This is a genomic window from Paraburkholderia fungorum, from assembly GCF_046026025.1.
Lineage (GTDB): Bacteria > Pseudomonadota > Gammaproteobacteria > Burkholderiales > Burkholderiaceae > Paraburkholderia > Paraburkholderia fungorum_E.
In genome coordinates this window covers 119,722-146,235 of sequence record NZ_JAQQFL010000022.1, presented here as the reverse complement: position 1 = coordinate 146,235, position 26,514 = coordinate 119,722, and the positions used below count along the sequence as shown (strand labels likewise).

The following is a 26,514-nucleotide window of genomic DNA, read 5'->3' as shown; positions in this document are numbered from 1 at the left end:
GAACCAGGTGGCTTAGGACGAAGATAGCAGGGATCAACTGATTGCCTGCTAGAGGGGGCCGGTACGACATGACGGCTTGAGGTACGCGCATCAAGCGCTGGCTACCGCGACGAGGGACATTGCCGTAGCAGACAAGCTGCTCCCAGTCGCACTTCCGTGGCATCAGTTGACAAACAGACAGGAGGGTGCAGTGCGTGAATCTGAGAAACCCCCGAAAAATCCGAAGCGTCCTGTTGACGGCGGTGCGCCGGACGGTTGCGCGCATGTATCGTGGTACACGCTTGATAGCTGGGAGAACGACCCCTACCTCAATCCGAGTCCTGAACGCGCGGCACGGGTCGCGGCTGAGTTGTTCAGCAATCTGCGCAGGATCGGAACCACGCCTGATCAGATTCCGAATCCGGAAACGCGCGCACGGTACGAAGCGTTCCTGAAGCAGAACAAGTAAGCCTTTTTACCTCCTTCAGGGCGCTGAGCGCAGAACCCGATTCGTCGCCGACAACGTGCGTCGCACCAACGTCGTACCGACTATCACGAAGGCGGCAGCGGCTGGCGCGTGAGTCCCGTGACAAGGCGCGATTTTGAGCTATGCGTTCGCACATGGTAGTTCACGATATGAAAAAAATATATTTACTCGCCTTGCTTCTGACTTGCATGGCTGCGGGTCCACGCATTGGTCATGCGCAAACATCCACGATTTCGGCACACGACTTGTCGCAGATCGGCGTTGCTGCGTACAAGGAAGCGGATTACGCGAGCGCAATTCGTGACTTTAGCGACGCAGCAAATCAAGGCGATCCAGTCGCCCAATTCTGGCTTGGCGCAATGTACGAAGGAGGCCAAGGCGTACCACGAGACGTTACCGAAGCAGCCAAGTGGTATCGCAAATCGGCTGAACGAGGTGACCCCAACGGCCAGGTCAGGCTCGCCATCATGTTAGCCGTTGGCCGAGGCATTCCGCGCAACGATGACGAAGCAGTCATGTGGTACCGAAAATCGGCTGACCAGGGCAACGCAGCCGCTCAATTCAATCTTGCCCTGATGTATCGCAACGGAAGGGGCGTGCCACTTGATGATCGCGAAGCTGCGACCTGGTATCTCAAAGCAGCAGATCAAGGCTTCGCTGAGGCCCAATTCGACCTCGGCGTAATGTATGGCACTGGTCGAGGCGTATCACGAGACGATCACGAAGCTGCGGCGCTGATTCGCAAGGCGGCTGACCAGAATCTCCCCGTCGCCCAATACACCCTTGCACGTATGTACAAGGCAGCCATCGGGGTGCCACAAGACCTTCATGAAGCAGCCGAGTTGTATCGCGAGGCGGCTGCACACGGCATCGTTGCTGCTCAAAACGAACTCAATGCCATGTCTGGCAAGAACTGAATGCAGGAAGCACGATGCCGAAACGGCAGGTCACGTTCGCGCGAAACCCCTGTTCATCGTTGACGCCTACAACCTGGAACCGGCTAGACATTTTTCGGCCAGTCACGCAGCCACGTTAGCCGTTGCATCATTTGCCGCTTGTGCATCGATACGAGCCAGCATACGGCGCAGTTGCGTCAGTTGCCACTGGCCGCCCCTCACTGTCGGAATACTCATGGCGTTCAATTCGGCAACCATCGCGCGTTGCGACAGACCATCAGCACGAAAGCCTTTGATGATCCGTGCAAGTTTGGCCGCGAATTCGTCAGCCGCCTGCTGCTGTTCTTCGTTCTTCCGCTTCAGGTTAGCCGCACCCATGCGACCAAGCTGCACGCCGCGAGCCTTCGCAGCGGCAAGGGCCAATTTCGTCCGAGTGCTGATCTGTGTCTTTTCTAGTTCACTCATTACGCTGTAAATCTGGATCATAAAACGGTCTGCATTTGGCATCGATGCATCGATGAATTCAACGCCAGTTTCGAGAAGGCCAGAAATAAAGTGAACGTTACGGGCCAAGCGGCTGAGCGCGGCTATGCAAAGCGTTGCCTTATGCTTTTTGGCTAGGCCGAGCGCGGCCTTTAGTTGCGGACGCTTTTCAAGGGCGTTCGCTCCCCCTCCGGTTTCTACCTCGGTGAACGATGCGATGACTTCAAAATTGCCAGTGCTCAGATAATTCCTGACAGTCTGTTCTTGTGCCTCTAAGCCCAATCCTGATATTCCTTGCTTGGCTGTCGAGACTCGGTAGTACGCGACTATTTTTCTTGATATTGACATCTTTCTAACCCCAAAACTTTTATGGACGTTCTTTGCGCACAGGCTTTAACGAACGTTTCGTATGTGTGCAATTTTGCCGAAATGACGAAGCGTCTACCAGCTTCTGTTGGTAGAGAAAAATAGTTTGTTTACAACGATTCGATAGGAATCCAGATTAAAACATTGACGATTCGTGCGAGGCGTGTTTGCCAACTCGCCCGCGGTTTAAAATGGATTGACGATATGTGCGCAATTGTGCTAGCTGCTAACCCGCTATCCGCATGCCACAAGTGGCCCGTTGGGGACGGGGGCGAGAAAGGGTTTACGTGGATTGCCGTTGGATTGACGGATCGCTTTACGACCAGATAGAGTACGCACCGTAATCTATCCAAGAAACCCCACGCGCCGTCTCATGGCGCTATGTCGTCGCCGTTAGCCTGTTCGAATTCGGACTAGGTTTTCCGCGTCGGCCATCGCAGTACCGTAGTCGACGAATAAAGCCGCACCGCTTCATCGTGATCGCTAGAGCCTTTTCAATCTAGCGGCGTGATGTCGCGCGCATCCCGGCAACCGCAGTAGCAAAGTCGGCAAGCACCCAGGCAACACCGAAGTACCGCATTACAGCAGCATCGGCTCAATCCAGGCGTTGTCGTGCGCGTTTGACTTGGCATCGACCAGGGATTTTCCATACACACCGTACATCACGTACATCGGAACAAGTGTACTCGGTGTACCCAAACGAATTGTTTTACAGAAGGTTTATTGATCGTGACTACTTCAAAGGACAACGCACGGATAACGGCGAAGCAACTGGTGAGGATTCGGGAACTCCTGAGCCAAATCCCCGCTGACTCGCTTGTGGTTCGGCTGCATGTCGGCGCGGCGATTTGTAGCGAGATTGATAACGCGGCCAGCTTTAAGGTTTGGGACGCTTGGTCGAAACAAGCATCGACGGGGTATGACGCCGCAACGCAACAGTCAGTGTGGGATAGCTTCGTCGGTGTCGATGGACATCCGCTGGGTGTCTTGTTGTACTACCGACAGGGCGGCGAGTTTCCGGCTCACGAAAACGAGGCTATCGAGTACGCCCGTCACGTGCTGGCTGACCGGCTCAAGATCGCGGGCACCACGTTCTATACGCTCACTGAGCTTGGTCATTGGTCTGCCGAACGGATAAGCGCCGTGCGTGCGTTGCTGGCAATAATCAACGGTTTGCTCGACGTCGCACTGCGCGCAGGATCGAAGGATGCAGCGAAGGTACTGCGGACACTTGCCGGGTTCAAAAAGGCGGAAGGCATGCTAGACGGCCTCAGGGCATTCGCGGAATTCGACGCGAAGGAGTCTGACTTCGACGCGAAGCCGGAGTTACTCGGCGTACAGAACGGTGTAGTCGATCTGCGCACGGGCGAATTTCGCGCCGCACGGGCCGGAGACATGGTGTCGCGCTCGACGGCTGTTCCTTACGACGAGAACGCTCAGTGTCCTGGGTTCGAACGGTTCCTTCGACAGGTCGCGCCGTCACAGGAGTACCGGGACTACTTGCAGAATGTGATCGGCTATACCTTGGTTGGTCACGGCGATGAACAAAAGGCGTTCTTCCTCCTTGGCAGTGTCGACGGACGTAATGGCAAGGGTACGTTTATGCGCGCAATCAGGGACGTGCTGAGTCCCGACTACTGTGTGGACCTGTCATCTAAATTCATGAAAAGTGCAGGTCAGGGGAATATTAACGACCCGACACCGGCGCTCATGACGCTGCAAGGTGTGCGTGCTGCTTTGTGTGCGGAGTTGAAGCAGACCAACGGCCTGGATGAAGAATTCTTCAAAACGTGGACGGGCGGCGATTATCTGACGGGTGTTCGTCGGCGCGGCGATCAGGTGGCATTCAAGCCGCAGGCCAAACTCTTGATCAGCATGAACGGCCTGCCGGACTGGAACTACGAAAAGGGTGCGCTGTGGGAACGCATAGTCATCCTACCTTTCTTCCAGCGATTTACGGGAGCGAAAATCGACATCAGTCTCGGTGACGAACTGAAGGCGGAAGCGCCGGGTATTTTGCAGTGGATGATCGAAGGGGCTATGTGGTACTTGCGGGACGGCCTGGGCGAGTGCGATGAGGTCACCAGCGCAACAGAAGAAGCTAGGCCGGTAGCTGACACGATTGGCATGTGGATCGACTCGAAGTGCCAGCGCGGTGCAGGGCTGCGCATTCCCGCAGGCGAGGCGTATAAGGAGTACAAGGCATTTATTGGTGGAAAACGGCTCGATGCGCTCGATCAGAGAAGGTTCAAAGCCCGCATGATCGACCTCGGATACAAGCGGTCACCGCGTCAGGGTCAAGGCTATTTTTACCTGGGCCTGGATTTCAAGCAGTGAGATTCGGTCTGGTTGTTTGAGAAGGCAGGTTGCGCTGAGCCGGTACTGTCGCGCCGCAAAAACCTGGTTTCATAGCGAGGGGCCGCTAGATGCGCTTGCACGTTGTAAATAGGCTAGGCCCAATTGAAGGAGAACCGCCATGCAAAGAGAAATGTTGACCCTTGAGGAAATCATTGAGTACCGAATTCCATACGCGTTCTTTCCGACATCCGAATTCTTTCAGCGTGCGGCACGGAAGGAGTTTCCCGCCTACGCACGTTCAACTGCCAAGACTTCGTGGCACTGGCGCGAGGTCCTGGCATTTCTCTACGAATGTATGCAGGAAGATGGACGGCGGGCCCACCAGCGGGAACGCAACCGCAAGGAAAGTCACTGTGTATAAGCCCCTACTGTTGCACAAAAATCCCAAGCTCAGCGACTTGCGATTTGAGGCGGCACTACTCGACGACGCTTTTGCGCCGGATAGCAAAACGCGCGGCCTCATTAGGGTCATGCAGCCTGTCATTAGTGGTTGGGCCGGGATCACGCGGGAAGTGGCGAATTCCCGGCTGCACGAACATATGAAATCTGCGGACTGCCCCGCAATCATTTTCGGAAAGTTCCGGACGCTCAACGACGCGGGCAACTATGTCACGAAAGCCGGTGACGACTTGGAACACGCCACGTTGTTGGTTAAGGATTTCGATAAATTCCCGGTAGCTGCGTTCAATGAGTTCACCCGGCGCTTGAACATGGGTCTGGAGCTACTGCCGTACAAATTCCTGTTCGCAAACTCATTCAGTCACATGGTGCACAAGAAGAACGACAAGGACCCGGAAGTGCGTAAGGGTCCACTGGCGCGGTTTCGCATGTTCATACCGCCTACGCGACCACTAACCTATGCCGAATTCGAACACATTTCGACCATCCAGACGCGTGAAATTGAGGGTGTGCTGAGTGATCTGTTGGGCATGAAAATCGACATCGATCCTGCGTCAAACAACCCGGTTCAACAGTACCGCACGCGGTTTCGCAAGGGGGCGCTGTACAGCTTCGAGTCGGAAAACGACAATCTTTTCGACGTTGACAAGTTCCTCGCCGCGCATCCGTTGCAGGCGAAGAAAGTGCGGGCGGCACGGAAAGTAAGCGGTACCGGTTCCAGCACGGTCGCCGTTGCGGTCGACTCACGCATGCAATTTCTGATCATCGGTGCGTTGAAAAGAATTCCGGCCGCGCAACTCGATCACGAGACGCGTTTCGCAATTCTGTGCGCACTGAAAGGCGTGAGCATGGAAGCAGAGGCGCGTCAGTGGTATCACAAGGGGCAGAAATATTTCGATATGCAGTGGAAATCAATAAGACAATTCGATGTGCCAGTGAGCTATATATTCACGATTGCACGTAGGTTCCGCTAGAGCAAATTCGGGCCGCGACATTTCAGGCATTGATCGTCGTCCCCCCGTTCATCGGCTCACCTTCGCGCGGTGCATTTCCGCAGTAATTCACAGATGGCCGGTTTGCTCAATGCGGCGCTTCGCGCCAAAACGAGCGAATACGGCCATTTTTCATAGAGATTTCGACACCTTTTGTCCCCGAAGGTTTTTCATCCACTTAGGCAGCATACCTTCGGGGACACCACAGTAAATAAGCGGCAGGAAAACCCACCGGGAATTCCAGAAGGGGCAGCGACGATCAATGCCTGAAATGTCGCGGCCCGAATTTCACCTTCCTGCCTGTCGAAATCATGTCCACCCTAAATCTGATTTACTTCCTGTCAGCGTACCCCGGTGCGGGCAAAACGCACGCCATTTTACAAGCCGTGCTCTCCTTGTTCCGTGAGATTTATCCTGCTCACATTGTCGTAGTCGCATTTCCTACGGTTGTCCTGCTTGAACAGTTTCTGAACGACGTCCTGAAACACAGCACGACGCACGCGGATCGGATTCGTATTGTGCGCGCGCCGAACGATGAGGAAAAGTACATTCAGGCACGCAAGCATCTTGAGCACAAGGAGATCATCGAGCAGTTGAATGCGGAAATCATTCGGGAAACGACGACCAAGCAGTTCGAGCTTCACATGGTTGGACAGCGCGGTGACGACTACCAGGCGGGAATCGAAATGATTCCAGACGGTCACGTCATCCTGACGACACACGCGGCAATCATCAATTTGCCATCGAAATTCAAAGGTCAACAGCGCGTGCACCTGATGTTTGACGAGGCTCGCGATTGCCTTCAGGATGACTCGAAGAAACCGGTCAGGATTCCCGATGCGGTGTATCAGGAGTTGCGCAACCGCTACATCGTTGCGAATCGTCAGCCTGTGGTTGATGACGAAGGCAAGCCTACCGGCAACTTCTTCGAACTGTGGACCTGGAAGTCGAACGAACCCGCACCATCGGAAGATCGGCTGCGGTCAATCTGGGAGAGCACCACGAAATTCAAGTGGACAGCAACACGGTCGAAACCGTTGTACGAATTCTTGCAACACGTCGCAAACGGCCGACTCGAAGCGTGGATCACCTTTAACTCATCGTGTGAGGAAAATGGCGAAATGGTGTTCACGTTCAATACGCTACTATCGCCTGCGCATCTGTTCTACGGCTTTAAAAAGGTCACGATATGTTCGGCGTTTTTCGAATCCAGCCAGATGTTCCACATTCTGAGGCATCGGCAGAGTCTTGGTTTCGCGGGCTACACGAAGGAGGGCTGGATCAAGTGGAAACCGGCTACGCCGTATCAGGATCGCGTTGAACTGGTGGATGCGAACGTGAATGGTGATGTGCTCGACCCCGAACGCGTGAAAATCATTCGCGATGGTATCGAAAAGCGTTGCACTCTCGTCCCGTTGTTTAGTGACTTTCCGGGCGGTGACGATGATGACGAAAGGCCATCGCATTTCTCCCTGTCGCAAGGGCACCTGAAAGACGGAATCGTGGTTTGCCCTGACGACTATTCGGAGCTGCACGCGGAGTATCACGCACACGATTTGAAACTTCGCTGGCAGACCCGTTATGAACGTTGGCACGCTCTCGATGAGAACAAAAAGCGCGATCCACACGACTTGTTGCCCGTACCGAAGCTGAAACCGTTCCTGGAGTACGCACGGGCACTGCAACACAGTGAATCGGCGTTCCGCTTGATAATCAGGAAGCACGCGAAACCTTCAAAGTATCGTCCGCTCGTGTTCGCTGCGATGAGGGCCTACAAGGTTTACGAAGCGTGGAATGCATCGCTGCCTATCGAACATCGATGCAAAACGCCGCTGCTGCTGGCGACGAATGTCATGTACGACGCCAAGACCAAGCGCACCTACGATGAAGAATTCGGGATCACGCGAACGCTGGGCAAACTGATAACGTATGTGCCGCCGATGCAGCAGGGAATAAACGGCTTCATGGAATACCAGGCTGTCGCGTTCCTGGCGACGCTGAAGCTCACCCCGTCACAGGCAGCGCTGATGAAACACATCGCGCCTATGTATGATCCAGCACTTGATCGTACTATCGATGCCTGCATACAGTTCCTGCTGCGGGTGAATATCCGGCAAGCGTTTGATGACGAGGGCAAACCGCAGGCACGGCCATGTCTGTTCATCGTGACAGACTGGACGCTCGCCGAGGGTGTAGCGCGGCAGCTTGGTTCCGCCCGCGAGGGACAGAAGGCCATCAAAATCAGGATTGCCGATCCGGCTGAAATTGTTAATGGATGGAAACCGGCTACGGTGTTGAGGTTCGTGCCGGACGCAAAATTATCGAAGCGTGATACAGAAAGATTGGAAAAGGAGCGCGCTACGAGGGATAACGCGTCGCCAGCGACTAAGGCAGCAAAAGCACGGTATGCACATTCATTCGGTGATCTGAAGTCGGAGTACGAACGTCTGAAAAAGCGCCGAACGCGTCTGAACGGCGAGTTGCTGAGAGAACCGGAGACAAAATCGTACCTCAGGAAGGAGATTTCTGATATCTCGCGCCAGATTGAGAAATTGCGGCTACTGAGGAAATGCTGATTCAAGCGTTTGCCTCAGGGACGGTTGGCAGGTGTGTCCCGAAATATGCGGATCGGGCGATTGTGGCCACTGTAGGGGTTTCGGGATGAAAGCGAACGCGTTCCACGCCTGCATTATCGGTTCGTGTTGCGTGAACAGGTCTGTTCGGTGATACGCTGCCTCCGTTTCGTCTTTGAACGAGTGCGCAACCGCTTGATCTGACAGCGGCACACGGTGCGGTAGGCGAGACACAACGGAGTATGGAACGTCCCGCCTGTACCTCGCGCTTAAGCCAGCTTGGCTAGAAGATGATCCATCGACAGGTGCGAATACCGACGCAGCATTGTGAGCGTCTTGTGCCCTGTGACGCTGGCAACCTCCATCGTGTTCAGACCTTTCTCGAACAGCCGAGATGTAGCCTCATGACGCAGATCGTGGAATCGAAGGTCGGGGATGCCTGCCTTGTCTCTGGCTCGCATGAAACTGTGGCGGATCACATTCGCGTCTATCTTCGAGAACGGGCCATCATCGGTGTACGTGCGCTGGCGTCGCCACTTGTACTCGTGGACGGACTGCATTGACTTGAGCGCGGCAATGGCCCGATGCGTTAGCGGCACGCCGCGCCGCTCGCCGTTCTTCGTGTTGGGCAGCACAGCCACGCGACGCTCGAATTCGATTCGATCCCAGCGCAGGGAAAGAATTTCAGACTGACGCATGCCCGTCTCAATCGCGACGATCACCGCAGCTTCGAGGTACGGTGCTCGCGCAGCGCGGCATTCGATCAGCAAGCGTTCTTCCTCACCGGGTAGCAGGCGGCGCTCACGCGCTGCATTCTCCTTCGGCAACCGTACAGACCTGATTGGATTCGCCGCGAGGTACACACCCCAATCACGGCGTGCAGTCTCGATTACACGAGCCAAGATGTTGAGTTCAACGCGGACTGTCGAGCCAGTTACCTTACCAAGTCTTTGGTCCCGGTAGTCTGTGACGGCGGCGCCGGTTATGTTGGCAAGGGAGTAACTGGCGAAGGGTAGGCGTATTAGTCGCCGGATCACGTATCCCTCTGGCACATGGCCTTTGTGTGTCGGCACCACCTCATTCAGGTAGCGCTTGAGCACGTCACGCAGCACGGTGTCGTTGGCGTCTTTGTGGTCGATGGCGTGGCCTTTGTCGTACTCGGCTTCGATTTCGCGTGCCCAAGCTTCGGCTTCGGCCTTTGTGGAGAATGATTTTGTTTGTGTTGGGAAGCCAATGCGGCGCACGCGTGCCTGCCAGCGGCGCTCGGGCCGAACGTCGCTTCGTTTCATTATGGTTGCCATGATCGTGCTCGGTTGGTTTCAACTGGACCAGAATTGGACCAGTGACCGATTTCATGGCCTTTCGGCGTCGAAAGCTATGGGTCATGCAGGAAGGCGTGGGAGGCTGTAACCCGCGCCAGACGGACCGGCGCGACCTGGTCGGCCATGCCGCGCAAATATCCGTCGTATCAGACCTGCCATCGCCGCTTCAAGGCGTGGTATGAATCCGGCGTGCTCAAGCGCGTCATGGACCAGTTGTTTGGCGCTGCGAGCGAAGAGCTCTGTAACCTGATGGAAGCACGCATGCGCAAGCATGTGAGCGCGGAACAAAAGAGCGTCGACACAGCAAAGGTTGCGCCCACGGCACCTGCGGTGTACGGGCCGGCAGCGGTCAAGCCGTTACCGTCTTCGCCGTTCGCGTATGCGTCCCCCTTCAAGCACGCTGCATGACGACGCCAGGCAGCCAGACCCCAACAAAAAACGGCCGCACGATCGAAATCGTCGGCCGTTTCTTGTGGTTGCATCAGGGCTGCATCAGGGCTGCGGCAGCGGCCCCGGCGGAGTATCAGTCTTGCGCCTCAGTTGTGTGCCGGGTATCGGCGCCTGAACAACGCGTTCGTTATTGCTGACGAATCCAGGTTTGCGAGCGGCCCAGCAGCGACACGCCGATGTAGCCGCGCACCACCAGCTTGTTCCCACTATCTTCCAGGTGCATCTTGCACTTGTAGACCTTGCCGTTTTCCGGGTCGAGAATCTGCCCGTTATCCCAGCCGTCGCCGTCCTTTTTCATATCGTTGATGATCGTCATACCGAGAATCAACTGGTCCTTGCGTGCGTCCGTACATTCGGTGCAGCGGCGATCCGGTTGATCGTTCGCACTGAGCCCCTTGATCACCTTGCCGTTCAGCGAGCCGCCGCCGTCCTGGGTAATTTGCACGAGTGCTTTCGGTTGGCCGGTGTGATCGTCGATGGTTTGCCACGTGCCGATCGGCGAATCCGTTTGCGCCATTGCCGTGACGGCGCTGACGAGCAGCACGCCGGCGAGGGCGGCATGTTTGGCTGTGCGAAGCGCGATTGTGCGCGCGCGTTGAGTGAATTGAATCATTGTCTTCCTCCTTGATTAAAGACGGCGCGATCATGGTCGCGCGGCGTTATTGGCAGCTCAGGCATCTCGAGCATCGCAGGCGGTCTTCAACGGAAAGCCGTCGCGATGCCCCGTGTGCCTGGCGTGCCTGGTATTGCCCCTCAGGTTCAACTTCGGCGACATCGGTCTGCGACCTGCGGCTCGAGCGCCGCGGTTCGCATACGGTCAGCGCAGAATACGTGAAAGTGCGCGCGCCGTTTGATAGTGGACCCTCTAATCAGGACGCGGCACTGTTGAACCTCAGTTCAGCTGATACGAGAACGTCGCGTTGATGCGCGGGCTGCGCGACGTGCTCTCCACAGGTGCGTCGCCGATTGCCTTTGCTACCGACAAATCCAGGCTGTAATACTTCGCGTCCGAGATGCGGAATCCGAACGCGATCGACGACAGCCTCGACGGCGACGGCGTTCCCGCATGCAGATAGACGCGGGCCATGTCGAACGATACGTAGGGTGTGAAGGTGCGCAGATAGGTGAAGCCCGGCGTAAACCCCCGGTTGACTTCGAATATCGCGCCCCAGCCCGAATCGCCCGACGCCTCACCCGGCTGATAACCCTGCGCGAAGCGTTGCGCGCCGAACGAGATCTGTTCCGACGTCGGCAGCGAGACGGCGCTGTATTGGCCAGTCAGCGAAACCGCGGTGCCGATCTTCAATGGCCAGTCGTTGGTTTGCGAAAAAGTTGCGCCGGTCCGTACGAAGTTAATCGACGCCGGATTCGTGACATTCGTGCCGGGAACGTTCGTGTCGCCGGATTTCGATGCGCCCAGAATATCGAATGCCTTCGCCACCGTGATACTCGCGCGGCGCACCTGGCCGGTTTCCACGTTCGTGTAGTCGGCCTGCAGTTGCAACACCCGCACCTGCGAGCGAAAGCCGATCTGCGCGCCGGTCTGCTGGTTGTTGTAGTTGTCCTCGTCGTGCGACGCGTAGACGGAGGCCGTGCCGATCACGCTTTGCTTGTTGCTCAGCAGGATCGGATAGGCCAGCGAGCCGCCAATCTTGTCGTTGATGACCGTGCGCTGGATATAAGAGGGCAGGCCGGGGTTGTCGACCGGATTGCCGCGATAGTGCGTCGCGTCGATCTTCCCGACCAGCCCGTTGCTGCCGATCGGCACCGCGGCGTGCGCGGCAAGATAGGTGACGTTGTCCCGGCCCTTCGGCAGCAAGGCCGACACGCTCAGTTGTTCGCCGAGCGCGGTCAGGCCGTTCTCGGTCGCGGTCAGCAGGCCTTGCACGCCAGGGTGATTGAAGTCGATGCCGGTGCTGACGTCGAACGGTTTGCGGTCCACGTTCAGTTCGAGTGTCGTGGCGCCGTCGGTATTTTGCGGAGGTGGCACGTTGGCCGCGACCTTCACGCCGGGCAGCAGGCCCAGCACATTGACGTAACGCTCAAAGGTGGCGCGCTTGAGCGGCCGGTCAGCGACGATGTGCTCAGCGATTGCGCGGATCTTGTCCTCGACCGCACCCGCCTTGCCCGTCACCTTGACCGTGGAGACATAGCCTTCCACCACGGTCACACGCACCACGCCGTCGTCGAACGTCTGCGCGGGGATGAAGGCGAACGAGAGCGCATAGCCGCGATCCTGATACAGCTTGGTGACGCCGTTGGCGACCTGAATCAGATCGCCGATCGTGGTGTCCTTGCCGACGAGCGGCGTGAAGCGTTGCGCGACTTCGTCGAACGGAATGGACTTCACGCCCTCGACCTGAATTTTGGAGGGTGTCAGATGGCGGGCGAGCAGTTCCTGAAGTTGCGGGGCTTGCGGTGCAACCTGCACGGTCACGTTCGGGCCCTTGTCGGGCGCCTTGATCTGCGGCAGCGAATCGAGCGGGTTGCCGCCGACTGTCGGGCCAGCCGGGCGTGACTGTGCTTGTGCGTCTACCTGCATCGCGCTTGCCGCAATCGCAGCGAGCAGGAGGGTCCATTTACTACCGTACCCGAGTTTCATCGGATTTTCCTCGTATGCCGTTCTTGTCTTGCGGACGCGCCGCCAGGCCGGGCTGGTCGCGATCGCTTATGTGTGGCTCGACGCATACTGCCATGCTTGCATGTATTACGTCACGTGCTCCGTTGAGCTTGAGCATCATCTGCACAAGCGCGGAGCACGTGATAAGGCGGACTGCTATGCGCACTGTGTAACGGGACGTCTGATACGACGTCTTATGCGTGCGGCATCGATTGGCAACTTATGCGGACTACTTATGGCTCACCGGCAACAGGCCGCCGAGCAGTGTCGTCAAGCCACCCGTTGCGCTGCTCGAACTGCCCGAGCTGCTCGTCGAGCCGGCTGCCGAGCTGAGCGCGCCGGTCAACTGGCCGACCAGGGCTGTGACGGGGGCGAGCGGGCCGCCGCTGCTGCCCGAGGCGCTGCCGGTGACGCCGGAGAGCGCGCCGGTCAACGTCGACAGCGGATTCGACGCGCCGCTACCCGTGCCGCCCAACCCGCCCAACGCCGAAGTCAACGAACTCAAAGGCGTGCCGCCCAGCAGCGAAGTCAGCGGAGCCAGCGGTGAGCCGCCCGTTCCCGAAGTCAGCGCGCTCAAGGGCGTGCCGCTCAGTGCCGAGGTCAGGCCTGCCAGCGGTGTTCCGCCGAGCAGGGTCGACAGCGAGCCGAGCGGGTTGTTGCCGAGCCCAAGACTCGCGAGCGTGTTTTGCAGCGGGCCGAACGGGCTGCCGTTGGCGGGCGGTCCATTGACGACGGCCACGGTCGTGCTGCCGACGAGGCTCGTAAGCAGGCCGGGAATCGGATTTGCGCCATTCGGACCGTTCGGATTGACGAGGCCGCCGGCGTTCGTCACCGTGTTGCCGAGTGAGCTGACCAGCGTGCCGACATCGGCGCCGAGCGGATTCTTCGTTGCCGCGCCGACTTGCGAGCCGGCCGAGCTCACCGCGCCGCCGATTTGCGCAAGCAGGCCGCCGACCGGTGCGCCGAGGCCGGTCTGCGTGCCGACCGTCTGCGTCACGAGTCCGACGGTCTGCACGATCGGCGTGATCGCTGTGCTGAGGGGCTGGGTGATCTGTTGCACCGGCCCGGAGGCGAGCGAATTGCCGAGCGTCGCGCCACCGGCGTTCAGTGCGCCGGCGGTCGTGGACAGCACGGTTGCCAGCGGCGTGGTGAGCGGCGACAGCGGGGCGAGCGTGCCGGTGCCGAGGCCGCCGACCGCGGTGCTCAGACCTTGCACGACGCCACTCGTCGAGCTGACCACCGAGCCGAGTCCGGCTACCGTGGTGCCGACCGGATTGGAGGTCACGCCGATTTGCCCGACGCCGCCGCTGACCGCATTGGCGAGCGAGTTCAGTGTGTTGCTCGTACTCGATACCGCGTTGCCGAGACCTTGCGTGACCTGCGGGCTGAGGCCCGGAATGGTCTGCGAGGCGATCGTGTTGCCGAGGTCGCTGGTCGTCTTTGCAGCGGCGGTGGCGAGGCCGTTGGTGCTCGAAGACGTGGAGACGGGCGGGCCGCCGCTGGTCGTACCGCCGCCGCCGGCGCTACCGCTGCCGGATGCGCTCGATGGCACAGTGACGCCATTGCCGCCACATGCGGCGAGCAAGCCTGCGGCCGTTACGGCGATCAACGGTGCGCGCAACGACGACACGGTCGCGCACGCCGCATGGAGAGAAAAAAAACGTTGGGTAGACATGTGTGCTCCTCAGTGTCTCAGTGTCTTCTAGGTGTCGCGTGCGTTGTTTCCGTGCGCCGGTGCAACGGGTGTTTGAGCGGCGCGGCTCAATTCAGCCAGGTTCCGGCAGAGCCGGGGTGCGGCTGGCGGGCCGCACTCCGGATGCTGGTGACTGCGCTTTTTTCGACGGCCGCGGCCGCATGGCTTACTTCTTCCCCAGGCCGCCGAGCAGGCCGCCGAGGAGCGATGTCACCGGGGCGAGCGGGTTGCTGGCCGAGGATCCCTTGCCGCTGGTGCTCGACAGCGAGAGGCCGGGGCTCGAGGTGGTCGAGGTGGTGCTGGTCGTCGCGGCCGGCGTGGCGGCTGCTGTGGTGACGCCACCGAGTGCGCCGGTGACGCTAGCCAGCAAGCCGGTAACCGGTGCGAGCGGGCTGCTGTTGCCGCCGGTCGCGCTGCTCAGGCCGTTGGTGACGCTCGAGAGCAGGCCGGTGACGGGCGCCAACGGGCTGCTGCCGCTGGAGGCGCCGCCGAGACCACCCGTTACGCCGCTGAGCAAACCGGTAACCGGTGCGAGCGGGCCGCCGCTGGAGCTGGAGCCGCCGGTCAAGCCGCCGAGCAGGCCGGTAACCGGTGCGAGCGGGCCGCCGCTGGAACTGGAGCCGCCGCTCAAGCCGCCGAGCAGGCCGGTGATCGGTGCGAGCGGGCCGCTACTGGAGCCGGAGCCGCCGCTCAGACCGCCGAGCAGGCCGGTGAGCGGAGCAAGCGGGCCGCTGCTGCTGCCGCCAGTCAAGCCGCCGAGGACGCTGGTGAGCGGCGCCAGCGGATTGCCGCTGGTCGTGCCGGTGAGCAGACCGCCCAGCGATGCGACCGTGGTGCCCGTATCCGTGACCGTATGACCGAGGGCTGCGGTGATCGGATTGCCGCCGGTTGCGCTGATCAGCGAGCCGGCCTTGCCCAGACCGCCGCCGAGGGTCGAGAGCAGGCCGTTCAGCGGTGCGCCGAGGCCCGTGGTGTTGCCGACCGTCTGCGTAGTCGCTGCGACCATCGACGTAATCGGCGTGATCGCGGTGCTGAGTGTTTGCGTGATCTGTTGAACCGGACCCGTCGAGAGCACGGTGGTGAGCGTGCTGCCGGCGTTGGTCACTGCACCGCCGAGCGTATTGACGACACCGCCGAGCGGCGTGGTGACCGCTGCCAACGGCGCGAGCGGGCCGCTGCCGAGACTCGTTACGAGGCTGCCTGCATCCGTGACTGCGCCGCCGACATGACCGACCACGCCGCCGAGGCTCGAGACTGTCGTGCCGACCGCGTCGCCGCCCGTGCCGAGTTGGCCGAGTCCTTGCGATACGCCGCTGCCGAGTGTCGAGACTGCCGAGCCGACTTGCTGCACGATGCCGCCGGCGGCCTGGGTGGTTTGCGAGCTGACGCCGGGCAGCGTTTGCGAGCCGATCACGCTGCCGATGCTCGAGACCACCGAGCCGGCATCGCTGACCACACCGCCGGTATTGCCGACGACCGTGCCGAGCGCATTCGCCGCGACCGGGGTCGTGCCTGTTCCCGTTCCTGTGCCCGTACCGGTTCCTGTACCCGTACCGGAACCGCTTCCGGAGCCGTTGCTGCCGGTCGTGTTGGTGCCGGAGCCGCCCGAGCCCATCGAACCGCTGCCGCTGCTGGTGGAGAGTGCACCGCCGGCGGAACCGCTACCGCTGCTGTTGCTCCCGGTACCGGTGCTTAGGGTTCCGGAGCCCCCGCAAGCGCCGAGAGAAAGCATTGCTGCCACGCTGGCCGCAATCAGGGTTGTTCGTACTGTGGTGTTGGCCGTTTGAATGTTCATGTCGCCCTCGCATCGCATGTGTTATTGGGTGTTGCTGCGTGCCTATCTCTGCATGAGCCGTGCCATTTCGACTGAGTAATGCCGGATATTTTTTTACTGAAGGGCGAGAAGCCATATGTGATATGGCTTTGCGAGGAATTGATGGAGTGTCCGCTAACTCAGATATAGCGCTGGAGATTGAATCCGCTAAACGTTTGCGAGGGCTGCGTAACGTAACGAGCCGCGCGCGCCGTTACGAAACAGGGGGTAACGCAAGTGCAACGAGAGGGCCCGGCGCGCTTGAAACGTTCTGTTCAAACAAATAATTAGTGGAGCGAATCTAACTCATGGTTATTCCTATGTGCTGCAACGCACGAACTGCCGTTAACCTGAGTACGACACCAAAACGCATATGGTGTACGGCTAAGGGCAGCGGACAATTGCTTAAATATGATTGTTCGGCTATAAAACCCGAAAGCATCAAGGATTGACACGAGGAGGTGCGTAATCGAACAGACAGCTCATACACATCTGTTTTATTGAAGCCGGCTGCAAGGCGGTGCTTCTGCGGCGCAACAAGCAGGACCAGGAATGAGAGACCAATGGTCCGAAGCGCTCAAGACTCCGTCATCCGAAGCAGCACGTAAACAAACGAAATAAATGAAAGTCCGAGGGTAAAAATGAAAAAGTTCGCCAAACGCTTCCTGAGAGATAACCGGGCTGTGACGGCTCTGGAATACGGGTTGATTGCAGGCCTTATCGTCGTTGTTATTGGAGCGACAGTTCAGGGCCTGGGGACGCAATTGAAGGCGGCATTCGTCGCCATCGCGGCCTTGCTGCCAGCCGCAGCTTAATAGACTGTAAGGCCCCTGTATTTGCCTGTTAAGGAAAGCCGACTTTTACGTCGGCTGACCTGCTAATTATTCAGGGGTCTTCCCGATAGGAAGCATATGGACTGCTGTCGTAGTCCGTATGCGTTTTGTTTCGCCTGTCGAGGCTGACATGAACTCGTCCGTCACTCTATTCCTGTTCGTTGCGTGGGCAGCGTGGGTCGCCGTGTGCGATTGCCGTAGTCGACGCATTTCGAATTCAATAATCGTTACCGGTTTGGTGACGGCATTGGCTTGCGCATTCCTGCGCCAAAATCCATTCGGTATTTCCATTGCGCAGGCTGCGGTTGGCGCCGCGGTTGGTCTGATCGCATTACTGCCTTTTTTTGCAATCGGCGTGATGGGGGCTGCGGACGTCAAAGTGTTCGCCGTGCTTGGCGCATGGTGCGGAATGCATGCGTTGTTCGGTTTGTGGGCGGTCGCGAGTCTCGCCGCCGGCGTTCACGCAGTCTGGTTGCTGATTACTACACGTACCCGTTTCGCATCGTTGCTGCATCGTCGAACGCCGACATTCGAGTTGGCAGGCAAGCGCGCCACGCCGTTCGTGGCATGTCTGACCTTGCCGACGATCGTATGGTTGACGACCCAGCTTGTTGCCGGGAGCGCGCGATGACCATGTATTCGACACGGCGCAACCCTGGCAAAGGGGCGCATCTCGTCACGTGCCGAAAAGATTTGCAGCGTGGCGCAACCGCTGTCGAATTCGCGCTCGTCTTCCCGCTCTTTTTCTCGATTTTTTACGTGATCGTGACGTTCAGCATGATCTTCGTCGCGCAACAGAGCCTGACGCTCGCCACCGCGGAGGGCGCGCGCGCTGCATTGAACTATCAATCGGCGAGCACCGTGCCAGGCGCGCTTACCTTACGTGCGACGGCCGCTTGCAACACGGCTACTCATATGGTTGCGCAGATGATTCAGACCGCCACCTGCCAGGCTGCGCAAGCTACGTGTAGCTACGATGCCACCATGACCTGTATCGCCGTCACGTTGACCTATAACTACGCAGCCAGCCCGCTCATCCCAACGTTGCCGGGTCTTGGTCTTTTGCTGCCACAGAACCTGAGCGGTACAGCAACAGTGCAACTCAATCCGGTGAACATACTTTGACTTACGCACCTGCCCCTCGTCGCACTGGACGGCTTCACTCTTCCGAGTGCATCAGCCGGCGGGCGCAATCGACTTATTCGGTGAGTCAGCATGCCTAAACTAACCAAAATCGCGGCGGGCGTGCTGATCGTATTGGCCTTGTTACTCGGCATTTTCGCGGTAACGCTTTCGCGCAAGCCGGCTACCATACCGGCGACATCGGTCGCACAAGCCAGTTTTCCGGTCGTTGTAGCAACACGCGCTCTGCCGGCCGGCCAGCCGATCACGGTCGACGGATTACGCGTTCAGTCGTTGCCGATCAATCCGAACGGCGCCTTTACCGATCCGGCGCAGCTTGTAGGCCGAATTCCGAATGCGGACATCGGTGCCCAGGCGCCGGTACTGGAAGCTCAATTGTCGTCGGGGATCGCTGAGCGCATTGCGCCAGGTGAGCGCGCGATCGCTGTGCGCGTCGACGAATCCAATGCGGTCGGCAACCGGCTGCGACCCGGCAATCTCGTCGATGTTTTCTTCACGCTGAAGCGCGATGGAACCATGGCTGGCAATGCCGAGATCGATCGCACGCAGGCGCGCCTCCTGATCTCGAAGTTGCGCGTGCTGGCTTTCGGTAATGCCACGGCCGGCAACGACAACTCGGGCGACCCGAACGGAATGGTGCGCACGGCCGTGCTTGCCGTTCCCGTCGCCGATGTGGACCGGCTGACTCTCGCTGAGACATCCGGTCGTCTTGTATTCGCGTTGCGTAATCCGAACGACACGGACGTCGTCGATGCAAGTGCATTTGCGACGCTACCGTCAGTGCTGAAGACATCGGCACAAGCTGGCGGGGAGCCGCTCAAGGATTCGACTCGGGCAGCCGCCGGCATTTCGCTTGATGCGTTGTCGGGCACAACAGGAAACACGACTGGTCGGACACTAGCAGCGCCACGAATTGCCGCTCCCATGACGAGGGTTGCAGGGAATACGAGTGGCGCCATCGAAGTCATACGGGGTGGGCGCGCCGAAATGGTCGCTCGATAGCAGTTTCAGGGAGCAGGCGGCCACACGCGCCCAAAACAAAATGAAAGAACGCTTTTTTACATACGGGACCATGGCGATGTTGTGCGCAGCATCGCTCGCCGTGTCGTCGGTGAGCGATGCTGCCGCCGGCGCGCAAAATCTCGACATCATTGTCGGCTCACAGCAAACGCTCGCGAGCGGTCACACCTTACGGCGTGTCGCGATCGGCGACCCGACCGTGGCTGATGTGCTGATCATAAAAGGCGACAAAGCGGGTGGTGTGCTGTTGATCGGAAAATCACCAGGCACCACCAGCATCATGCTGTGGGAACAGGGTAAAGATGTGCCGACTTCCTATACGGTCAACGTGACTACCGCAGCCTCGAGAACGCTGCTCGGGCCTGACACGCCTGCTGTGAAGGTGCTCGGCGACACGGCGCTGATCTCCGGCACGACGTCGACCATGGAGAAGCACCAGCGAGCAGTCGTGGCCGCGCAAATCGAAGCGCGTCAGCGGGCGGCTCGCGGGGACAGCAGCAACGGCATCGGTGGTGCCGCGGGTCCTGGTGCGAGCGGTAAGGGTGGCGACGCGGGCGGGATTGGCGGCGACGCTGGCGCAAGTGTCGCGACATACGACACGTCGACGGTCGGCACGCGCTCGGTGGTGCAGGTCGACGTCCGGGTCGTGGAGTTCAGCCGCACGGTGCTTAAAGAAGTGGGCTTCAACTTCTTCAAGCAGAACAACGGATTTTCGTTTGGCTCGTTTGCGCCATCGGCGCTGACCTCGGTTTCCGCGACCGCGGGGCAGCAACCGCAAACAACCATGACGTCGCCGATTTCGTCGGCGTTCAACCTGATTTTCAACTCCGCCACGCATGGGTTGTTCGCGAACCTGAGCCTGCTGGAGAGCAACAACCTCGCGCGGGTCCTCGCGGAACCGACCCTCGTGGCGTTGTCCGGCCAAAGCGCGAGTTTTCTCGCCGGTGGAGAAATACCGGTGCCGATTCCGCAAGGGTTGGGTACTACGTCGATTGAATACAAACCCTATGGCGTTGGCCTGACGCTCACGCCGACCGTGCTCAGTCCACAGCGCATCGCGCTGAAAGTGGCACCGGAGGCGAGTCAGCTCGATTTTACGAACGCCGTGACGATTAGCGGCGTGTCGGTTCCCGCGATCACTACCCGGCGCGCCGACACGACGGTTGAGCTCGGCGATGGCGAGAGTTTCGTGATTGGCGGCCTGATCGATCGCGAGACGATCTCGAACGTTGGAAAGGTGCCATTGCTAGGCGATCTGCCGGTCATTGGCGCGTTCTTCAAGCAGTTGAACTACCAGCAGAACGATAAGGAACTCGTGATTATCGTGACGCCTCATCTGGTGTCTCCGATTGCGAAGGGGGCAACGCTGCCGTCCACGCCGGGCGAGCAGTCTGAGCAGCGCAACGGTCCGGTGTGGCGCGCGTTGATTGGCGGATTCGCATCCCCGGATGCTTTACCCGGGTTCTCGAAGTGAGCAGGCGCGAGCCTTCAGCATGTCGCGCGTTTTGGCGCTGCGCCAAAGTTTCCCGCGCTTCAGTGCATGTCGCGCGTTGTAGCGAGCAGTACAAGGCGGTGGCACTTCAGCCGATGCCGCAAAAGGATGTCCAACATGAACGCGAGAACGCATTCATTGACTGAACGGGCGGTTACCGACTATTTCGTGTTCGCGTCGCTGGCCGACGCGCACGTGCATTGGCTCGCCGATACGCTGGTGGGCGCAGGCGTGGTCGAAGCGGCCACGCTCGATCCGTCGATGTTGATGCAGCGCATCGCGGCGTTGAACCCGTCGCTGGTGTTTGTCGACTTTTCCGGCGGCCGTGCCGCTGCGGCGAGTGCCGCTGCGAGCGCGGTGCGCACCGCCTATCCCGGCATGCAGATCGTCGCGCTCGGAACGCTTACCGAGCCTGAAAGCGCCTTGGCCGCGCTGCGCGCCGGTGTGCGCGATTTCATCGACGTGTCTGCGGCCGCTGAAGATGCGTTACGCATCACGCGTCAGGTTCTGGACAACCTCGTCGAACCGGTCAGCCGCCATGGCCATGTCACCGCGCTGCTGGGCGCGCGCATCGGCATGGGCGTGAGCACGCTGGCCGCGAACCTTTCGGTGATGTTGCAGCGGCGCGATGTCGCGCAAGGACGGCAAGCCGCCTTGCTCGATCTCGGCTTGCCGGCCGGCGACGGCTCGCTGCTCCTGAACACGCGCAGCGAATTCAATTTCGTCGAAGCCGTGCGCAATCTGCGCCGCTTCGATCAGACCTTCGTGCATACCGCGCTGTCGCATCATTCGAGTGGTCTCGCGCTCACCACGTTGCCGCCCAATCTCGCCGATATGCGCGAGGTCTCGTACTCGTCGTCGGTCGGTTTGCTGAACCGCTTGCGCGCGTTCTTCGACCAGCAGATCGTCGATCTCGGCGGCTTCACCAATAGCGAGTTCATCGCCCACGTCGTGCAGGCCGCCGACGAAACCTGGCTGTTGTGCGATCAGGGCGTGGCCTCGATCGTGTCGGCGGTCGGCGTGCTCGACGCTTTGCGCGAGGAGGGGGTGGACACGGCGAATGTGCAACTGATCGTCAACAAGTTCGACGCCGACCTCGGGCTCGCCGCCGCACAGATCGCGCAGCGGCTGGAAGTTCCGTTGCTGGCCACGTTGCCGGAGCGGCGTATCACGCTGGGTCAGGCGGTCAACCAGGGACATCTGCTGGCCGATGTCGCGGCGCGCGACCCGTACGTGCGCGCACTCGAACCATTAATCGAACGGCTCGGCGGCGCTGCGCGCGCGGCCGCGCCGGCAGGCGGCAAATCCGCGCTCGGCGCGCTCAAGCGCTTCATTCCAACCACTTACAAGCGGTCATAGACGATGGCAAAAGAAATCGAATTTGCCGACGACGCGCCTTCGTTCGCGCATAGCCAGCAGTTCCAGGACATCAAGAACGCGGCGCATGAACATCTGCTCACTCGCATTGAGGAGCTCGGCTCGGAGTTCGGCCGCTGGTCGCGTAACGCGATCAACCAGTTCGTTGATCTCGAAATGGACAGCTTTGTCCGGCTGCGCAGAATTCCGATCAACGAGGCCGAGGTCCGCGCGATCGCGGAGGCGCTCACAAAGGAACTTGCCGGCTTTGGTCCCATTGAGGATTTGCTGAACGATACGGCCGTTGAAGACATCCTGATCAACGGCTACAACGACGTGTACGTATCACGCCACGGCATTCTGACCAGAATTCAGGTGCGCTTTGCCGACAACGCGCATTTGCTGCGCATCGTGCGGCGTATTCTTGCGCCGATTGGCCGTCGTCTTGATGAATCGAACCCGATGGTCGATGCACGTTTGCCGAATGGCGGCCGCGTCAATGTGGTGATCGAACCGCTGTCGATCGACGGGCCGATCGTATCGATCCGCAAGTTCCGTAAAGATCCGCTGCGCCCCGATGATCTGCTCGGCAACGGTACCTACAGTCCGGAAATTGGTGCGCTACTCGAAGCCGCGGTGGCCGCGCGTTGCAACGTGCTGGTATCCGGCGGGACGAGTTCGGGAAAAACGTCGCTGCTTAACGCACTGGCGTTTCACGTGCCCGATGCGGAACGCGTCGTGACGATCGAGGACACGGCTGAGCTTTCGCTTAACCATCCGCATGTGGTGCGGCTCGAAAGCCGCCCGGGTGGATTCGACGGCGCGGGCGTCGTGACGATTCGCGACCTGCTGCGCAATACCTTGCGGATGCGGCCGGACCGCATCATCGTCGGCGAAGTGCGTGGCGGGGAAGTGCTGGAAATGCTGCAGGCCATGAACACCGGTCACGACGGCTCGATGGGCACGGTGCACGCCAGCTCGCCGCGTGAATGTCTCTACCGGCTGGAAATGCTGGCAGGCTTCGCGGGTTTTCAGGGCACCGAGTCGAGCCTACGCCGCCAGATCGCCAATGCGATCGATTTCATCGTGCAGATCGGGCGCCTGTCAAATGGGCGCCGGCGGATTTTGTCGATTACCGAAGTGACCGGGCTTTCCGACAACATTATCGCGACTCAGGAACTCTATCGTTACGAACCCGTGATGACACAGGATGGAGAGGAACTGGATCAATGGGTCTCGCTCGGCATTCATCCGCATTCGCCTAAGCTGGCGCGCTTCAGACAGGTGCTCGGTGGTTCGACCAACACTGGCGGCTTCGGCGGCGCGGGATTCGACACAGGCGGCGGTGGTTTCGGCGGGGGCTTCAATGTCTAGCGCAGTCATGGTCTTTGTTGCGCTTGCGCTGCTCTGCGCAGCAGGCGCGCTGCTGATATTGCAGCGCGGTGCGCAACGCAAAGACCAGGCGAGTACTGCGCGTTTCATCGACAGCCGGATGGCCGCTGCCCAGCCGGCGCCGACCGTGCAGGTGTCCCGTGCTGCGACTGCGCGCCGTACGGCGCCCGCTGTTTCGTTTGTGCCACAGGCTCCGGCACCCGGGGCAGGATGGAATGAACACTGGCGGTACATCAACGCGCGCGTTGGTTATTCATTCGGAACCCTGATGAATCGCGCGGGCTTGCGAAATTCCCGCGCGCTTACGCTGATCGTTGCAGGCATCGGATTGGCGTTGTGCCTCCTCGCGGCAAAGGAGGGGGGCGTGCTGGCAGCCGGTGTGACGCTAGCTGCATGCCTCGTGTTTCTCTACTTCGTGCTGTCGATGCGTGCGAACAAGCGCCGCCAGACAATCGTCCGGCAGTTGCCGTCGTTTCTTGATGGCATTGTTCGCCTGATAACGCTGGGTAACAGCGTGCCAGCGGCCTTCCAGGCCGCACTGCAAACCACCGAAGCACCGCTGCGCGAGTGCCTCGATCATGTTTCGCGGATGCTGCGCTCCGGTGTTGAGATCGATCGCGCGCTCTCTCACGTCGCGTTGCTGTACGGCGCGCGCGAGCTGGAACTGGTGGGGGCGGTATTACGCTTGTCCGTCAAGTATGGCGGTCGGGCCGACGTGATGCTCGACAGAATGGCGTCGTTCATGCGTGACCTGGAACAGGCCGAACGCGAGCTCGTGGCGATGTCCTCGGAGACGCGCATGTCGTCGTGGGTGCTCGGTATGCTGCCGGTGGGGATTGGGGGGTTTCTGATTCTGACTAATCCGAGCTATTTCGGATCAATGTGGTTCGATCCGAGTGGGCGCCAGTTGCTGTATCTCGCATTTGGTCTGCAACTGCTTGGCGCATATTTGTTGTACCGATTGGCTCGGCTGAAATCATGACAGCGCAACCCAATTATCTGATTGCCCTGGCGTTTGGTCTCGCGGCGTTAGCTTCGCTCCTGATCGCGGGACTTTTGATCGCGCGGATCGTTGCGGCGCGACGGAGTGACCGTACGCTCACGCAAGCACTCGACGAACGCGCGTTGCAAAACGCCGTCGCAGCGGCAGCACGCGGCGCTAATGGCGCACCGGCCAGGCAGGATATGGGTGTGCCTGCGAGTGGCATGAAGGGGATGCTCGAGCGCTTTGCGCATACCGGTATTCGCTGGCTCGATACGCCAATTGGCCGACACATCGTGGCGGAGGAAGATCGCCGCCTGCTGGAGCAATGCGGGTTTGTCGATGTGCGTTCTCGCGGGCTTTTCCTGATTGCCCGGATCGCTGGTGCAATCGTTTTGCCACTGCTTGTCGGCACGATTCTCGGCGGTCATATAGATGGGCCGCGCTACGTGATGCTGGTGATCGCCGCGATGGCGGCCGGTGTCATGCTCCCGAAGATCGTCCTGAGCAGACGCGCGGCGGCGCGGCGCCGCGGCGTCGTCGATGAATTACCCATGCTGGTCGATCTTTTGCGCTTGCTCCAGGGTGTCGGCTTGTCACTGGATCAGAGCCTCCAGGTGATGGTCAATGACTTCCACGGAATATTGCCCGTGCTGTCGAGCGAGTTGGAAATTGCACAGCGGCAATTTGCTGCCGGCCGTACCCGCGAGCAGTCATTGCAGCGGCTCGCTTCGAGTTACGAAAATGAGGATCTGCAAGCGGTGGTGCGTTTGCTGATTCAAGTCGATCGTCACGGTGGCGCGGTGCAAGAACCGCTCAAGCAATTTGGCGACCGCTTGCGCGAAACGCGCCGCGCGATGTTGCGGGAGCGTATTGGTCGAATGACGGTGAAGATGACCGGCGTGATGATCTTGACCTTGCTGCCGGCGTTGATGATTGTCACAGCGGGGCCCGGCGTTCTGTCGGTATCGCATGCGCTGAAAGCGATAAATCGATAGGAGCATGGCGATGACTTTGAATGTGAAACCGAAGGACTTTGTACGAGCGGCGCAGGGCGTGGTTCCCGCCATTGTGCTTGTGCTGCTTGGCGCTTGCGCAAAGGATATGGGCTATGGCGTCGGCCCGCAGGCTGAGCGGCAGGCTTTAATCCAGCAGGCCAATCGGGACCCGGCACCGGATACGCCGGGAATGTATCTGGGGCTGATCGACCGCATGCAGTCGCAAGGGTTGTATTTCGCCTCGCTTGCGCATATCGACGCTTATGAGAAGCAGTATGGGGTGACACCAGACACGATTCTGTTGCGCGCCGACGCCTTGCGCATGACAGATCAACCCGAGGCGAGCGCGAGCGCGTATGCGCGTTTGCTGCAAACGCCGCTCGCGTCGCGCGGGCATCGTGGTTTGGGCTTGATCGCAGGCGCATCGGGTGATTTCAGTCGCGCCGTGGATGAGTTGCAGCAGGCAGCACAACTGGCACCGACAGATGCATCAGTGCTATCGGATCTCGGTTATGCACGTATGCGTGCCGGCGATATCAGCGGTGCCCGGGTGCCGCTGATGAAAGCAGCGGAGCTTGACCAGAACAATCCGAAGATCGCTAGCAATATTGCGCTGTATCTGCTCGTCGACGGAGAGGCGGATCGGGCGCAGGCGCTGATGAACCAGCAGAAATTCTCGCTGGACTTGCGTACGGCGATCCGCAATGAAGCGGCCAAAGTCGTTGCGGCAGCACGCGCACAACCACCGGCAGCGGCGCGCTTACAGGGAACCCAGCCAGGACCTGTCGCCAGTGCTCAGGGAATGATGGAACCCGCGCCGCGTTTGCTGCAGCGGTTTGCACAATAACGGGCCGACGGGCAGGAGAG

The 26,514-nt window shown here is 59.7% G+C and carries 23 protein-coding genes; 17 read left to right on the top strand and 6 right to left on the bottom strand.

The features are described from left to right. Positions 1 to 190 precede the first annotated feature (190 nt). The gene (locus PQR67_RS23390; RefSeq protein ID WP_408464512.1) at positions 191 to 448 is read left to right on the top strand and encodes a hypothetical protein; all 258 of its coding nucleotides are present in this window, start codon (positions 191 to 193) and stop codon (positions 446 to 448) included. A 152-nt stretch (positions 449 to 600) separates the two neighbouring features. Continuing rightward, entirely contained in the window at positions 601 to 1,383 is a 783-nt protein-coding gene (locus PQR67_RS23385) for a tetratricopeptide repeat protein (protein ID WP_408464510.1), read from the top strand. Positions 1,384 to 1,485: 102 nt separating this feature from the next. On the opposite strand, the gene PQR67_RS23380 is transcribed toward PQR67_RS23385, so the two are convergent. Further along, a complete protein-coding gene (locus PQR67_RS23380) occupies positions 1,486 to 2,193 on the bottom strand; it encodes a recombinase family protein (RefSeq protein ID WP_408464508.1) in 708 nt (235 codons plus the stop codon). A gap of 747 nt (positions 2,194 to 2,940) precedes the next feature. Between PQR67_RS23380 and PQR67_RS23375 the strand changes: the two genes are divergently transcribed. The 4 genes from PQR67_RS23375 to PQR67_RS23360 all read left to right on the top strand — a co-directional run bounded on the left by PQR67_RS23375 (position 2,941) and on the right by PQR67_RS23360 (position 8,536). After that, a complete protein-coding gene (locus PQR67_RS23375; RefSeq protein WP_408464506.1) occupies positions 2,941 to 4,548 on the top strand; it encodes a phage/plasmid primase, P4 family in 1,608 nt (535 codons plus the stop codon). A 139-nt stretch (positions 4,549 to 4,687) separates the two neighbouring features. Beyond that, positions 4,688 to 4,930, top strand: coding sequence for a hypothetical protein (locus tag PQR67_RS23370; protein WP_408464504.1), 243 nt, complete (start codon positions 4,688 to 4,690; stop codon positions 4,928 to 4,930). Next, positions 4,923 to 5,942, top strand: a complete 1,020-nt coding sequence (locus tag PQR67_RS23365; RefSeq protein ID WP_408464502.1) for a hypothetical protein — start codon at positions 4,923 to 4,925, stop codon at positions 5,940 to 5,942. The genes PQR67_RS23370 and PQR67_RS23365 overlap by 8 nt, the downstream gene beginning before the upstream one ends. A 329-nt stretch (positions 5,943 to 6,271) precedes the next feature. Next, positions 6,272 to 8,536: a DEAD/DEAH box helicase family protein gene (locus PQR67_RS23360; protein ID WP_408464500.1), complete on the top strand. Its 2,265-nt coding sequence runs from the start codon at positions 6,272 to 6,274 to the stop codon at positions 8,534 to 8,536. Between the two features lie 266 nt (positions 8,537 to 8,802). Here the strand turns inward: PQR67_RS23360 and PQR67_RS23355 are convergent, their stop codons facing one another. Further along, the gene (locus PQR67_RS23355; protein ID WP_408464498.1) at positions 8,803 to 9,822 is read right to left on the bottom strand and encodes a site-specific integrase; all 1,020 of its coding nucleotides are present in this window, start codon (positions 9,820 to 9,822) and stop codon (positions 8,803 to 8,805) included. 60 nt (positions 9,823 to 9,882) lie between these two features. On the opposite strand from PQR67_RS23355, the gene PQR67_RS23350 reads away from it, so the two are divergent. Beyond that, positions 9,883 to 10,263 carry a transposase gene (locus PQR67_RS23350; RefSeq protein ID WP_408464524.1) on the top strand — a complete coding sequence of 127 codons (381 nt, stop codon included), beginning with the start codon at positions 9,883 to 9,885 and terminating at the stop codon, positions 10,261 to 10,263. A gap of 169 nt (positions 10,264 to 10,432) precedes the next feature. On the opposite strand, the gene PQR67_RS23345 is transcribed toward PQR67_RS23350, so the two are convergent. From PQR67_RS23345 to PQR67_RS23330, 4 genes are all read right to left on the bottom strand, one after another. Next, positions 10,433 to 10,918, bottom strand: coding sequence for a DUF2147 domain-containing protein (locus PQR67_RS23345; protein ID WP_408464496.1), 486 nt, complete (start codon positions 10,916 to 10,918; stop codon positions 10,433 to 10,435). Between the two features lie 279 nt (positions 10,919 to 11,197). Beyond that, positions 11,198 to 12,907, bottom strand: coding sequence for a ShlB/FhaC/HecB family hemolysin secretion/activation protein (locus PQR67_RS23340; RefSeq protein ID WP_408464494.1), 1,710 nt, complete (start codon positions 12,905 to 12,907; stop codon positions 11,198 to 11,200). 247 nt (positions 12,908 to 13,154) lie between these two features. Continuing rightward, positions 13,155 to 14,600: a collagen-like triple helix repeat-containing protein gene (locus PQR67_RS23335; RefSeq protein WP_408464492.1), complete on the bottom strand. Its 1,446-nt coding sequence runs from the start codon at positions 14,598 to 14,600 to the stop codon at positions 13,155 to 13,157. A 184-nt stretch (positions 14,601 to 14,784) separates the two neighbouring features. Next, a complete protein-coding gene (locus PQR67_RS23330; RefSeq protein ID WP_408464490.1) occupies positions 14,785 to 16,413 on the bottom strand; it encodes a collagen-like triple helix repeat-containing protein in 1,629 nt (542 codons plus the stop codon). A 659-nt stretch (positions 16,414 to 17,072) separates the two neighbouring features. Between PQR67_RS23330 and PQR67_RS23325 the strand changes: the two genes are divergently transcribed. The 10 genes from PQR67_RS23325 (at position 17,073) to PQR67_RS23280 (ending at position 26,494) form a co-directional block, all read left to right on the top strand. Beyond that, entirely contained in the window at positions 17,073 to 17,246 is a 174-nt protein-coding gene (locus PQR67_RS23325; protein ID WP_120344107.1) for a Flp family type IVb pilin, read from the top strand. A gap of 148 nt (positions 17,247 to 17,394) precedes the next feature. Further along, positions 17,395 to 17,895 carry an A24 family peptidase gene (locus PQR67_RS23320; protein WP_408464488.1) on the top strand — a complete coding sequence of 167 codons (501 nt, stop codon included), beginning with the start codon at positions 17,395 to 17,397 and terminating at the stop codon, positions 17,893 to 17,895. After that, positions 17,892 to 18,389, top strand: coding sequence for a TadE/TadG family type IV pilus assembly protein (locus tag PQR67_RS23315; protein WP_408464486.1), 498 nt, complete (start codon positions 17,892 to 17,894; stop codon positions 18,387 to 18,389). The genes PQR67_RS23320 and PQR67_RS23315 overlap by 4 nt, the downstream gene beginning before the upstream one ends. A 90-nt stretch (positions 18,390 to 18,479) precedes the next feature. Next, positions 18,480 to 19,409: a Flp pilus assembly protein CpaB gene (gene cpaB, locus PQR67_RS23310; protein WP_408464484.1), complete on the top strand. Its 930-nt coding sequence runs from the start codon at positions 18,480 to 18,482 to the stop codon at positions 19,407 to 19,409. Between the two features lie 40 nt (positions 19,410 to 19,449). Further along, positions 19,450 to 20,901, top strand: coding sequence for a type II and III secretion system protein family protein (locus PQR67_RS23305; RefSeq protein WP_408464482.1), 1,452 nt, complete (start codon positions 19,450 to 19,452; stop codon positions 20,899 to 20,901). Between the two features lie 135 nt (positions 20,902 to 21,036). Beyond that, positions 21,037 to 22,278: a fimbrial protein gene (locus tag PQR67_RS23300; RefSeq protein ID WP_408464480.1), complete on the top strand. Its 1,242-nt coding sequence runs from the start codon at positions 21,037 to 21,039 to the stop codon at positions 22,276 to 22,278. 3 nt (positions 22,279 to 22,281) lie between these two features. Then, positions 22,282 to 23,649: a TadA family conjugal transfer-associated ATPase gene (locus tag PQR67_RS23295; RefSeq protein ID WP_408464478.1), complete on the top strand. Its 1,368-nt coding sequence runs from the start codon at positions 22,282 to 22,284 to the stop codon at positions 23,647 to 23,649. Further along, positions 23,642 to 24,649: a type II secretion system F family protein gene (locus tag PQR67_RS23290; RefSeq protein WP_408464476.1), complete on the top strand. Its 1,008-nt coding sequence runs from the start codon at positions 23,642 to 23,644 to the stop codon at positions 24,647 to 24,649. Before PQR67_RS23295 ends, PQR67_RS23290 begins: the two co-directional genes overlap by 8 nt. Continuing rightward, entirely contained in the window at positions 24,646 to 25,647 is a 1,002-nt protein-coding gene (locus tag PQR67_RS23285; RefSeq protein ID WP_408464474.1) for a type II secretion system F family protein, read from the top strand. The genes PQR67_RS23290 and PQR67_RS23285 overlap by 4 nt, the downstream gene beginning before the upstream one ends. Positions 25,648 to 25,657: 10 nt before the next feature. Beyond that, entirely contained in the window at positions 25,658 to 26,494 is an 837-nt protein-coding gene (locus tag PQR67_RS23280) for a tetratricopeptide repeat protein (RefSeq protein ID WP_408464472.1), read from the top strand. The last annotated feature ends 20 nt before the right edge of the window (positions 26,495 to 26,514 follow it).

Excerpts from the sequence above, each read along its gene's own strand:
- PQR67_RS23295 (WP_408464478.1), top strand. The coding sequence starts at position 22,282 with ATGGCAAAAGAAATCGAATTTGCCGACGACGCGCCTTCGTTCGCGCAT.
- PQR67_RS23355 (WP_408464498.1), bottom strand. The coding sequence starts at position 9,822 with ATGAAACGAAGCGACGTTCGGCCCGAGCGCCGCTGGCAGGCACGCGTG.
- cpaB (WP_408464484.1), top strand. The coding sequence starts at position 18,480 with ATGCCTAAACTAACCAAAATCGCGGCGGGCGTGCTGATCGTATTGGCC.
- PQR67_RS23320 (WP_408464488.1), top strand. The coding sequence starts at position 17,395 with ATGAACTCGTCCGTCACTCTATTCCTGTTCGTTGCGTGGGCAGCGTGG.
- PQR67_RS23285 (WP_408464474.1), top strand. The coding sequence starts at position 24,646 with ATGACAGCGCAACCCAATTATCTGATTGCCCTGGCGTTTGGTCTCGCG.
- PQR67_RS23335 (WP_408464492.1), bottom strand. The coding sequence starts at position 14,600 with ATGTCTACCCAACGTTTTTTTTCTCTCCATGCGGCGTGCGCGACCGTG.
- PQR67_RS23315 (WP_408464486.1), top strand. The coding sequence starts at position 17,892 with ATGACCATGTATTCGACACGGCGCAACCCTGGCAAAGGGGCGCATCTC.
- PQR67_RS23290 (WP_408464476.1), top strand. The coding sequence starts at position 23,642 with ATGTCTAGCGCAGTCATGGTCTTTGTTGCGCTTGCGCTGCTCTGCGCA.
- PQR67_RS23345 (WP_408464496.1), bottom strand. The coding sequence starts at position 10,918 with ATGATTCAATTCACTCAACGCGCGCGCACAATCGCGCTTCGCACAGCC.
- PQR67_RS23305 (WP_408464482.1), top strand. The coding sequence starts at position 19,450 with ATGAAAGAACGCTTTTTTACATACGGGACCATGGCGATGTTGTGCGCA.
- PQR67_RS23330 (WP_408464490.1), bottom strand. The coding sequence starts at position 16,413 with ATGAACATTCAAACGGCCAACACCACAGTACGAACAACCCTGATTGCG.
- PQR67_RS23340 (WP_408464494.1), bottom strand. The coding sequence starts at position 12,907 with ATGAAACTCGGGTACGGTAGTAAATGGACCCTCCTGCTCGCTGCGATT.
- PQR67_RS23360 (WP_408464500.1), top strand. The coding sequence starts at position 6,272 with ATGTCCACCCTAAATCTGATTTACTTCCTGTCAGCGTACCCCGGTGCG.
- PQR67_RS23325 (WP_120344107.1), top strand. The coding sequence starts at position 17,073 with ATGAAAAAGTTCGCCAAACGCTTCCTGAGAGATAACCGGGCTGTGACG.
- PQR67_RS23300 (WP_408464480.1), top strand. The coding sequence starts at position 21,037 with ATGAACGCGAGAACGCATTCATTGACTGAACGGGCGGTTACCGACTAT.
- PQR67_RS23385 (WP_408464510.1), top strand. The coding sequence starts at position 601 with ATGGTAGTTCACGATATGAAAAAAATATATTTACTCGCCTTGCTTCTG.
- PQR67_RS23280 (WP_408464472.1), top strand. The coding sequence starts at position 25,658 with ATGACTTTGAATGTGAAACCGAAGGACTTTGTACGAGCGGCGCAGGGC.
- PQR67_RS23370 (WP_408464504.1), top strand. The coding sequence starts at position 4,688 with ATGCAAAGAGAAATGTTGACCCTTGAGGAAATCATTGAGTACCGAATT.
- PQR67_RS23380 (WP_408464508.1), bottom strand. The coding sequence starts at position 2,193 with ATGTCAATATCAAGAAAAATAGTCGCGTACTACCGAGTCTCGACAGCC.